Raw genomic sequence first — 11,161 nt, 5'->3', positions numbered from 1 at the left:
AAGGAGCTCCAGTCGCTGTGCCTCAACGTCGAGGTGCTGTCTTCGGACGGCGCGGCGATCGAGATGCGCGACGGCGATGATGAGGATCTGGAGCGTGCGGCCGCGAACCTGGGCATCAACCTGTCCAGGAACGAAGCCGCGACCGTCGACGATCTGGCGAACTAGGCGGTAGGGCCGGATGGCGTGCACGCCGACGACATCCGGCCTCCGCGCTCGACCAACTAGTGAACTTTTTGCTCGAATTCGACCCGAATAGGGGAAAGGAAGTTACGTGCTAGACGTCAACTTCTTCGATGAACTCCGGATCGGTCTGGCCACCGCCGAAGACATCCGCCAGTGGTCCTACGGCGAGGTGAAAAAGCCGGAGACCATCAACTACCGCACGCTCAAGCCGGAGAAGGACGGCCTGTTCTGCGAGAAGATCTTCGGTCCCACCCGGGACTGGGAGTGCTACTGCGGTAAGTACAAGCGCGTCCGCTTCAAGGGCATCATCTGTGAGCGCTGTGGCGTCGAGGTGACTCGTGCCAAGGTGCGCCGTGAGCGGATGGGCCACATCGAGCTGGCTGCTCCGGTTACCCACATCTGGTACTTCAAGGGCGTGCCTTCGCGCCTCGGGTACCTGCTCGACCTGGCGCCGAAGGATCTGGAAAAGATCATCTACTTCGCCGCCTACGTCATCGTCGGTGTCGACGAGGAGCTGCGTCACAACGAGCTCTCCACGCTCGAGGCCGAGATGGAGGTCGAGAAGAAGGCGGTCGCCGATCAGCGCGACGCCGATCTCGAGGCCCGCGCCCAGAAGCTCGAGGCCGATCTGGCCGAGCTCGAGGCCGAGGGTGCCAAGTCCGATGTCCGCCGCAAGGTCAAGGACGGCGGCGAGCGCGAAATGCGTCAGCTGCGCGACCGCGCCCAGCGCGAGCTGGACCGGCTCGACGAGATCTGGAGCACCTTCACCAAGCTGTCGGTCAAGCAGCTCATCGTCGATGAGGTGCTCTACCGCGAGCTGATCGACCGCTACGGCGAGTACTTCACCGGCGCCATGGGTGCGGAGTCCATCCAGAAGCTGATGGAGAACTTCGACATCGACGCCGAGGCCGAATCGCTGCGCGAGACCATCCGCAGCGGTAAGGGCCAGAAGAAGCTGCGCGCGCTCAAGCGGCTCAAGGTTGTCGCGGCCTTCCAGGCCAACGGCAACTCGCCCATGGGCATGGTGCTCGACGCCGTTCCGGTGATCCCGCCGGAGCTGCGCCCGATGGTTCAGCTCGACGGTGGCCGCTTCGCCACCTCCGATCTGAACGACCTGTACCGCCGCGTGATCAACCGCAACAACCGCCTCAAGCGACTGATCGATCTGGGCGCGCCCGAGATCATCGTCAACAACGAGAAGCGGATGCTGCAGGAGTCCGTGGACGCGCTCTTCGACAACGGCCGCCGCGGCCGCCCGGTCACCGGACCGGGTAACCGCCCGCTGAAGTCGCTGAGCGATCTGCTCAAGGGTAAGCAGGGTCGTTTCCGGCAGAACCTGCTCGGTAAGCGCGTCGACTACTCGGGCCGTTCGGTCATCGTCGTCGGTCCGCAGCTGAAGCTGCACCAGTGCGGTCTGCCCAAGCTGATGGCGCTGGAGCTGTTCAAGCCGTTCGTGATGAAGCGTCTGGTCGACCTGAACCACGCGCAGAACATCAAGTCCGCCAAGCGGATGGTCGAGCGTCAGCGTCCCCAGGTGTGGGATGTCCTCGAAGAGGTCATCGCCGAGCACCCGGTGCTGCTGAACCGCGCGCCCACCCTGCACCGCCTCGGCATCCAGGCGTTCGAGCCGCAGCTCGTCGAGGGTAAGGCGATCCAGCTGCACCCGCTCGTCTGTGAAGCGTTCAACGCCGACTTCGACGGTGACCAGATGGCCGTGCACCTTCCGCTGTCCGCGGAGGCGCAGGCCGAGGCCCGCATCCTGATGCTGTCCTCGAACAACATCCTGTCGCCCGCATCGGGTCGCCCGCTCGCCATGCCGCGTCTGGACATGGTGACCGGTCTGTACTACCTGACCCGCCTCGAAGAGGGCGCCAAGGGTGAGTACCAGCCGGCCGCAAAGGATTCCGCCGAGTTCGGCGTGTACTCCTCGCCCGCCGAGGCACAGATGGCGGTGGACCGCGGTGAGCTCACCGTGCGTTCGCTGATCAAGGTGCGCCTCACCGACCAGCGCCCGCCGAAGGCAATCGAGGCGGAGCTGTTCCCGGACGGCTGGAACCGCGGCGACGCGTGGATCGCCGAGACCACCCTCGGTCGCGTGCTGTTCAACGAGCTGCTCCCGGCGGACTACGCGTTCATCAACGAGCAGATGCCGAAGAAGCGTCAGGCCACGATCATCAACGATCTGGCCGAGCGCTACCCGATGATCGTGGTCGCGCAGACCGTCGACAAGCTGAAGGACGCGGGCTTCTACTGGGCCACCCGTTCCGGCGTGACGGTCTCGATGTCGGACGTGCTCGTTCCGCCGGAGAAGACCGAGATCATGGAGCGCTACGAGGCGCAGTCCGATCAGATCGAGAAGAAGTACCAGCGTGGTGCGCTCGATCACCAGGAGCGCAACAACGCCCTGGTCAAGATCTGGCAGGAAGCGACCGAAGAGGTCGGTAAGGCGCTGCGTTCGCACTACCCGGCCGACAACCCGATCATCACGATCGTCGACTCGGGCGCGACCGGTAACTTCACCCAGACTCGTACCCTCGCCGGTATGAAGGGCCTGGTTACCAACCCGAAGGGTGAGTTCATCCCGCGGCCGATCAAGTCCTCCTTCCGTGAGGGCCTGACGGTTCTGGAGTACTTCATCAACACCCACGGTGCTCGTAAGGGTCTGGCCGACACCGCGCTGCGTACCGCTGACTCGGGTTACCTGACCCGTCGTCTGGTGGACGTCTCGCAGGACGTCATCGTCCGCGAGCACGACTGCGCCACCGAGCGCGGCATCGTGGTGCCGATCGCCGAGAAGCAGCTCGACGGCTCGCTCATCCGGGACGCGCACGTGGAAACCTCCGCGTACGCCCGGACGCTCGCGTCGGACGCGGTGGACGCCAAGGGCAACGTTGTCGTGGCGAAGGGCGCCGACCTCGGCGACCCGGCCATCGAGGCGCTGCTCGACGCGGGTATCACCGAGGTGAAGGTCCGCTCCGTGCTGACCTGCACCACCGGCACCGGTGTCTGCGCCACCTGCTACGGCCGCTCCATGGCGACCGGCAAGCTGGTCGATATCGGTGAGGCCGTCGGTATCGTCGCCGCGCAGTCCATCGGTGAGCCCGGTACCCAGCTGACCATGCGTACCTTCCACCAGGGTGGTGTCGCGGGTGACGACATCACCGGCGGTCTGCCTCGTGTGCAGGAGCTCTTCGAGGCTCGTGTGCCGAAGGGCAAGGCGCCGATCGCGGAGGTCTCGGGTCGGGTGCGGCTCGAGGACGACGATCGCTTCTACAAGATCACCATCATCCCGGATGACGGTGGCGAAGAGGTTGTCTACGACAAGCTCTCGAAGCGTCAGCGTCTGCGTGTGTTCAAGCACGACGACGGCACCGAGCGTCTGCTCTCCGACGGTGACCACGTCGAGGTCGGCCAGCAGCTGCTGGAAGGCGCGGCGGATCCGCACGAGGTGCTGCGCGTGATGGGCCCCCGTCAGGTGCAGATCCACTTGGTCCACGAGGTCCAGGAGGTCTACCGCTCGCAGGGTGTGTCGATCCACGACAAGCACATCGAGGTCATCGTGCGCCAGATGCTGCGTCGCGTGACGATCATCGATTCGGGTGCCACGGAGTTCCTGCCCGGTTCGCTCACCGAGCGTTCCGAGTTCGAGGCCTCCAACCGTCGCGTCGTCGCCGAGGGCAATGAGCCCGCGGCGGGTCGTCCGGTGCTGATGGGTATCACGAAGGCGTCGCTCGCGACCGATTCGTGGCTGTCGGCGGCATCCTTCCAGGAGACCACCCGAGTCCTGACCGACGCGGCCATCAACTGCCGCTCGGACAAGCTCATCGGCCTCAAGGAAAACGTGATCATCGGCAAGCTGATCCCGGCCGGTACCGGTATCAACCGCTACCGCAACATCCAGGTCCAGCCGACCGAAGAGGCTCGTGCCGCGGCGTACGCGGTGCCGTCCTACGACGACACCTACTACAGCCCCGACAGCTTCGGCGCCACCACCGGTGCCGCGGTCCCGCTCGACGATTACGGTTTCAGCGACTACCGGTAATCGGTAGCTCTGTAGTCAGGCGATCGCCCCGCTCCAACAGGAGCGGGGCGATCGTCGTTTCTCATGAGGTCGGCTCACATGCCGAGCGGCAGATTCACGAACTGGGCGCACTCGGTCTGTTCATCCGGAGGTTGCGGGGTGGTGGGGTGGGTTTGTCACCATGAGGTGTATGCGGTGGTGTGTGGCGGGCCTGGTCGGGTTGTTATTGGCCGCCGCCGGTGTGGCATCGGCGGACGGCCCGGGGCGCGCTTTCGATTTGCAGGCGCATCGTGGTGGGGCGGGGTTGGTTGTGGAGAACACGTTGGCCGCGTTCGCGAATGCATTGGAGCTCGGCGTCAGCACGTTGGAATTGGATGTGCAGATCACGGCGGATGGGTTTGCGGTGGTCACGCATGATCGGGATCCGAGTCCGGATAAGTGTGTCGATACCGCGCCCGCGTTTCCGGGTGATCCGAAGTTCCCGTATGTGCCTGGTGCACAGTTCATTCGGGATCTGACACTGGCTCAGGTGCGGACGATCGATTGTGGATCGAAGCGATCGGCCGCATTTCCGAATCAGCGAATCGTGCCGGGGGAGCGAATGCCGTTGCTGTCGGAGGTATTCGAGCTGGTGCGGGCCTATCGAGCCGATGATGTAATGCTGAATGTCGAGACGAAGGTCGAGGCCGGGGCGCCGGAGCAGACCGCGCCGCGGGAGCAATTCGTGCAGGTGGTCGCGGCTGAGGTGCATCGGGCGCATTCCGAAAACCGGGTGACCATACAGAGTTTCGATTGGGGCGCGCTGATGCGGATGCGGCAGGTTGCGCCGGAGTTGCCGATCGTCGCGCTCACCAACGGGCAGCAATTTCTGCAGGAAGGTCAGCCGAATGCGTCGCCTTGGTTGGGTGGGATCGATATCGATGACTTCCCTGGCACACTGCCGGAGAAGTACGTCGCGGCCGCAGCGTCTTTCGGCGCGAATGTGCTGTCACCGGTACACGGCAGTCCGCAGGACGGCGCGGTCGAGGATCCAGGCTACATCGCGTTCACGACCCCCGAACTGGTCCGCGCCGCGCACGAGCGCGGCATGACGGTGGTGCCGTGGACGGTGGATGATCGCCCCACCATGGCCGCGCTGATCGATCTTGGTGTGGACGGCATGATCACCAATCGCCCGGACCTACTGCGCACCGTCCTTGCTGAGCGCGGCTACCGGCTCCCCCGGGCGTATCACCGCTAGCGGGCCCGATGACGCACTCGGGGGCAGGTTTTGCCTGCGATGTGGCACTTTTCCTCGAACCCCGCCGGTAGCCAGTTACCCGATTGCAAGAGCGGATGGCTCGGGAACTCAGTGTGTGCCGCGAGTGCGAAAATCAGTACGGCCCACGGGCTTTGGACCTGGAGGAGATGTGGATTGCCGTTTCGGTCCGGATAACGGCAGATCAGACGGTCGGAACCGGGCATATCCACCATTTCCAGACCCGCCCAATGCACCGAGAACGAATGGTCAACGTTGTAGCAGTACATCCGCCGGTCCGAAACCATTACCGAGCCTGGGCGTTCGGCTACCCAGCGTGGGCGCAGTCCGGCCTCGGCCTGGCGGCGTCGCGAGCGGTTCGCCATGGCATTGCCGAGATGGGCAGCGGCCACGAAGGACAGCGTGCCGACGGCCGTCACGCTGTTGCGATTCCAGGTTCCGTCCCCGACCGCCCGCCACTGAAACCAGACGGCAGGCCCCTCGGCCAGGCACAACTCGTCGGATTCGGTTCGGACCATGGTGGCCCGGGTCGGCAGTTCGGCAAGCCGGTCGTGCAGCAGGAAATCGATGACACCGCAGGTGTACAGCAGATGGTCGTCGGCCGCGGACCAACCCACCTGCTGTGCGATGATCCGATCGATATCGGAGGTCGGGTCGTACATCGGCCCTACCGCCCGATCGGCCGCAGACACATCGGCTTTCCCTCAGCTTTCCGCGCCAACGCCGTCATGCAATATCCAATCGCGTAGACATGCCACCGATGTCAATTGTGCCCAAGCCGAGCCGATCGCGCGATCATCAGCCACGGTGCAAGGTTGTGTTCGTAGGCTGGTGCAGCCCGAAATCCCGGGCCCGGCCGCCGACTTCGAGACGGGATCCCACCTATGACGTATGGACAACAGCCCGGCTATGGCTACCCGCAGGCCCAGCCGCAGTTCGAACCACCGGCACATCTGGGCTTCGCGGTCGTCGCCACGATTATCGGCACGCTGACCTGTCTGGTGGGAACGGCGCTCGGGCTGGTAGCGATCGTCTTCGGTACCCAGGTGCATTCGAAGTGGATCGCAGGCGACGTCGCCGGCGCGATGGACGCGTCGAAGAAGGCGAGAGGCTGGGCGATCGGAGCGATGGTCGCGAATGTGCTGTGTGTGGTAATCGGACTCGGCTACCTGGTCGTCACGCTCACCCAATCTTCTTCCTGACCCGCGGTGGACAACCGCTATCCCGCCGGGGTATGAAATTAGAACACGTTACAGTTTGGTGGGAGATGCGATGGACGACACGGCGATGGGCGATCTGGTGATGGCCGGATTTCAGAAGCTGGGATTTATCCAGTTCGCCGGCATCGAAGGAGTGGAGTTCAGCGCGGGCCGCAATGTCGTGACGATCGCGCCGAAGCCCGAACATCTCAACCACAACGGCGATCTGCATGCCGCTGTACTGTTCGGCCTGGCCGAGACCGCCGCGATGGGCGCGTCGATCTCGGGCATCGTCGATCTCATGGGTGAGACGTTCATCGTCGCCCGCGACGGCCGGATCGAATATCTGGCGCGGGCCAAGGGTGAGGCGGGGCCGTTCCTCGCGACCTCCGAGTTGACCGCCGAAACCCTGGAACGGGTGCGCGCCGATATCGCGGCGCGGGTCGATGTCGAACTGGAGGTGCCGGTGGATATCACCGATAACTCCGGAAAGTCCGTTGCCGCATCGGCATTCACGGCGGTCATCCGCCCGAGGAGGAAGTGACCGATTCGCGCGTTGACCCGGTCGGGAGGGCGGCCCGAGCGCGCGCCCTCCGGTAAACCACGTCAGCGCTCGCTGTCGAGCAGCGCCATCTGCGCTTCCGCATAACGCTCGCCCGCGATCTGATCCGCGGGCACCGCGGCCTCGATGGTCGCCAGTTCGTCGGCGCTGAGCTGGATATCCACGGCCCCAAGGGATTCCGACCAGCGCTGGCGAGTGCGCGCACCGAGGATCGGCACGATATCCGTGCCCCGGGTCAGCACCCAGGCAATGGCCAGTTGTGCGACCGAAACATCCTTCTCCGCGGCAATTGTCGCGAGGGCGTCGACCAATTTCAGGTTCTGGTCGAGATTTTCACCCTGGAAGCGCGGGCTGTGGGCGCGGAAGTCGGTCGGCGCGAAGGTCGCACCCGGGCGAACCGAATCGCTGAGCAGACCACGCGACAGCACGCCATAGGCCGTGATGCCGATGCCGAGTTCCCTTACCGCAGGCAGGATTTCGGCTTCGATCCCACGGGAGATCAGCGAATATTCGATCTGCAGATCAGCGATGGGGTGCACGGCGGCGGCCCGGCGAATGGTGTCGACGCCGACCTCGGACAGGCCGATGTGCCGGATATAGCCCGCCTCGACGAGTTCGGCCATCGCGCCGATCGTCTCCTCGATCGGGACATTCGGGTCCAAGCGCGCGGGACGGTAGATGTCGATGTAATCCACGCCGAGGCGCTGCAGGCTGTAGGTGAGGAAGTTGCGCAGCGCGACGGGGCGATTGTCGCTGCCGCCCCAGGTGCCGCCCGGCCCGCGCAGTGCGCCGAACTTCACGCTGAGCACCATGTCCTCGCGGGGACGCTCGGCAATGGCCTTGCCGATCAGCATCTCGTTATGACCAGCGCCATAAAAGTCGCCGGTGTCGATCAGGTTGGCGCCGGAGTCCAGTGCGGCGTGGATGGTGGCAATCGATTCGGCGTCGTCGGCGGTGCCGTACATGCCGGACATGCCCATGGCGCCGAGTCCGATGCGACTGACCGCCGGGCCGGTATTGCCGAGTTCGGTGCTGAGCTTCGATGTCGTCATGGGACCAGCTTGGCCCCTGCGCACGGGTCGCGGCAGAGATCGCTTATCGGGGGATCGGCGATCCCTGGCTGGCCCGCGCGTATTGCGGGACAGTGGTGCCATGGACCGATCCGAACTGGCAGATTTCCTACGCAGGCGTCGTGAACAGTTGACGCCCGCGGACGTCGGGCTGCCACCGGGGGTGCGCCGCCGCACGCCGGGCCTGCGCCGGGACGAGGTGGCACTGCTGGCGGGCATGTCCACCGACTACTACACCCGCCTCGAGCAGTCTCGCGGCCCGCGTCCGTCCACCCAGGTGCTGGCGTCGCTGGCGCGGGCGCTGCGCTTCAGCAATGACGAGCGCGACCATCTGTACCACCTGTGCGATCACGCCCCGCCCGGACAGGAGTCCGCCGACAAACATGTCGGTCCGGGGATCATGCACGTGCTCGCGAAGCTGGACGACACGGCTGCCACGGTCATCACCGACCTCGGCGAGGTTTTGGTGCAGAACCGTATGCACACCCTGCTCGTCGGCGACCACGCGAACCGGCGCGGCTGGGACCGGTTCTATGCCTGGCGCTGGTTCACCGATCCGCAGTCGCGTTCGATCTTCCCCGAGGACGACTGGGATCGGTTGGGCCGCAACCACGTCGCTGATCTGCGCGCCACCGCGGCGCGCCGATCCGGCGATGCCGACGTCACCGAATACGTGAGCCGATTGCGTGCCGCGAGTACGGAATTCGAGCAGTTGTGGCACGAACACCAAGTAGCGGTGCGGACTTCGGATATCAAGCGGATCCTGCACCCCGAGGTCGGCGCGATCGATACGGTCTGCGAAACCCTGCTGACCCCGAACGCGGCACAGCGACTACTGGTCTATATGCCGCGTCCGGGCACCGATGCCGCGGAGAAGCTGGATCTATTGCGCGTCATCGGGACACAGCGCCTGCTACCGCACGACGACATCGGCTCGCTCAGGGAATGAGATCGAAATAATCCATTGCCGCCTGCACGGCCGGTTCGCCACCACCGGCGGACAGACCGGCGAACGCACCGATGGCCCCGCCGACCACGGTCATGACCGGGACGGTGACGAAGTCGAAGACGAAAAGACCGAGCGGGAAACCGAGGACGAATCCGATGGCCGCACCGATAGCGGCACCGGTCAGCACCTGCGGCATGGACTTCTCGACCTGATCGAAGAAGCGCTGCTCGGTGCTCACCTCGCGCACCGGGTCATCGGTCGTACTGATAGGCGTGAGCGAGAGCCGAGTGCCCGCCTCCTCGATGGTCGGCACTAGATCGATCCGATGTCCGGCGATCTTCACCGCGGTCGGCAGCGCGGCGACCACCTGTCCGTTGGGATCGGTCAGCGAGATGACCTTGTTGTCGCGGACCAGGTCCCAGCGGCCCTCGGAAATGGTCGTCACCACGGCGTGGCGGTCCTGCGTCGCCGCGACGTGATAGCCGATGTGCTGGAAGAAACCCTGCAGGTCGAGTGGTACGTCGGCGGACGAATTCGGCGCGGGCGGTGCGGGTTCCGCATGTACGACGCCGGTGCCGATCGTGGTGGCCGCGAGCGCAAGCAGTGCCGTCGCGGTGATTCTGGAGATCCTCATCCTGCTCTTTCATCCGACCACCGGCGTGGAATGTCCGGTTTGCTCCGGACGAAGATACCGTTTCGTGATCGGATGTTGAAGGGTTTCCTTCCCGAATTCCAACGCATTAGGGAAAGTCCCGATTGTTTTGTGTTGCTTCGGATTCAGGTCCTGGCCGAGCCCATGCGACGTTTACGGGGCTTCAGATGCAGACCGGGCAGCGGTGGGGCCGGAATGCGCTGTTCCGGCGTGTGCCCCGCGATATCGGCGAAACGCTCGACATCGTGCTTCTCCCAATCGTTTCGGGCCGCGACGATGTCCTCATGGCTGCGGCCGACGAAGTTCCACCACATCACCAGCTCCTCACCGAACGGCTCACCGCCGATGAGAGCGAAGTGTGCGCCCTCGGCGCTGCTCAGCCGCAGTTCGTCGCGTCCGGTACCCAGGTAGAGCAGTGGGCCAGCGGCGATTTCGGTGCCATCGGCCGTGACCTCGCCCTCGATCACCATGAGCGCGTGCTCGAAATCGGGATCGAGGGCGATGGCGGTGTCGGTGCCCGGTTCGATTCGCACATCCGCGCCGACGATCGGTGTGTACGCCTTGGCGGGCGAGGTCAGCCCGGCGAACGTGCCGATCAGCACGATCGCTCGCACCCCGGGTGCCTCGTAGACCGGCAGCTCACGATGCTGTTCGAAATGCGGATCGATCCCGAGGCTGTTGCCGGGCAATGCGATCCACAGTTGCAGGCCGTGCCCGGCGTGCGCCGCCGCGACGCCGTATTCGGAATGCGCGATGCCGCGTCCCGAGGTCATCAGATTCAGCTGTCCCGGCTCGATCTCCACATCGGAGCCGATCGAATCGCGGTGGCGGATGCGTCCGTCGAACGGCCAGGTCACCGTCTGCAGTCCGATATGCGGATGCGGATCGATATCCGGTGACGCACCCGTCTTGGTGACCGTGGGCGAGCCGAAGTGATCGAGGAAGCACCAGGCGCCGACGGTCGGCAGATCACGTTGCGGCAGTACGCGTTCCACATAAACGCCGCGCACCCCGCCGAGCGGGACCTCGCGCGCCGGATAGAGCTCCGCGACCGGACCGGAACCCGGTGTCGCCTCGCAGACCGTTTCCTCCGGATGCGGATCGAGATCGCTCATGCCTGCGCCTCGCTGGCGCTCGGCTCCGGCATGACCGATATGTCGGCTGTGTCGATTGTTCGCTCGCTACGCTCGCTCATGCCTGCGCCTCGCTGGCGCTCGGCTCCGGCATGACCGATATGTCGGCTGTGTCGATTGTTCGCTCGCTACGC

Annotated in this window: 9 protein-coding genes; 5 read left to right on the top strand and 4 right to left on the bottom strand. The window is 64.9% G+C overall.

What is annotated here, in order from left to right:
• Positions 1-271 precede the first annotated feature (271 nt).
• Together ON44_RS29545 and ON44_RS29540 are read left to right on the top strand one after the other, a co-directional pair.
• A complete protein-coding gene (locus ON44_RS29545; protein ID WP_040695914.1) occupies positions 272-4,225 on the top strand; it encodes a DNA-directed RNA polymerase subunit beta' in 3,954 nt (1,317 codons plus the stop codon).
• 169 nt (positions 4,226-4,394) lie between these two features.
• Complete coding sequence (locus ON44_RS29540) at positions 4,395-5,444, top strand: glycerophosphodiester phosphodiesterase family protein (protein WP_085998643.1); 1,050 nt, start codon at positions 4,395-4,397, stop codon at positions 5,442-5,444.
• On the opposite strand, the gene ON44_RS29535 is transcribed toward ON44_RS29540, so the two are convergent.
• Positions 5,441-6,154, bottom strand: a complete 714-nt coding sequence (locus tag ON44_RS29535; protein WP_157187349.1) for a hypothetical protein — start codon at positions 6,152-6,154, stop codon at positions 5,441-5,443. The two genes, ON44_RS29540 and ON44_RS29535, sit on opposite strands and share 4 nt — an antisense overlap.
• A 192-nt stretch (positions 6,155-6,346) precedes the next feature.
• On the opposite strand from ON44_RS29535, the gene ON44_RS29530 reads away from it, so the two are divergent.
• Together ON44_RS29530 and ON44_RS29525 are read left to right on the top strand one after the other, a co-directional pair.
• Entirely contained in the window at positions 6,347-6,664 is a 318-nt protein-coding gene (locus tag ON44_RS29530) for a CD225/dispanin family protein (RefSeq protein ID WP_040695908.1), read from the top strand.
• A gap of 70 nt (positions 6,665-6,734) precedes the next feature.
• Positions 6,735-7,205, top strand: coding sequence for a PaaI family thioesterase (locus ON44_RS29525; protein WP_040695906.1), 471 nt, complete (start codon positions 6,735-6,737; stop codon positions 7,203-7,205).
• Between the two features lie 62 nt (positions 7,206-7,267).
• Here the strand turns inward: ON44_RS29525 and ON44_RS29520 are convergent, their stop codons facing one another.
• On the bottom strand, positions 7,268-8,275 hold the full coding sequence (locus ON44_RS29520; protein WP_040695904.1) for an aldo/keto reductase: 1,008 nt from the start codon (positions 8,273-8,275) through the stop codon (positions 7,268-7,270).
• 100 nt (positions 8,276-8,375) lie between these two features.
• Between ON44_RS29520 and ON44_RS29515 the strand changes: the two genes are divergently transcribed.
• On the top strand, positions 8,376-9,242 hold the full coding sequence (locus tag ON44_RS29515) for a helix-turn-helix transcriptional regulator (RefSeq protein ID WP_040695915.1): 867 nt from the start codon (positions 8,376-8,378) through the stop codon (positions 9,240-9,242).
• On the opposite strand, the gene ON44_RS29510 is transcribed toward ON44_RS29515, so the two are convergent.
• Positions 9,232-9,876, bottom strand: coding sequence for a DUF8020 domain-containing protein (locus ON44_RS29510; RefSeq protein WP_040695902.1), 645 nt, complete (start codon positions 9,874-9,876; stop codon positions 9,232-9,234). The genes ON44_RS29515 and ON44_RS29510 overlap by 11 nt on opposite strands.
• A 143-nt stretch (positions 9,877-10,019) precedes the next feature.
• Positions 10,020-11,009 (bottom strand): pirin family protein, encoded by a 990-nt coding sequence (locus ON44_RS29505; RefSeq protein ID WP_040695900.1) that lies wholly within the window; start codon positions 11,007-11,009, stop codon positions 10,020-10,022.
• Positions 11,010-11,161: the final 152 nt, after the last annotated feature.

Origin of the sequence: Nocardia vinacea NBRC 16497, assembly GCF_000308835.1 — a bacterium.
Taxonomy (GTDB): domain Bacteria; phylum Actinomycetota; class Actinomycetes; order Mycobacteriales; family Mycobacteriaceae; genus Nocardia; species Nocardia vinacea.
Note: the sequence above shows the minus strand (reverse complement) of the source record. Positions and strands in the feature narration are given on the sequence as shown.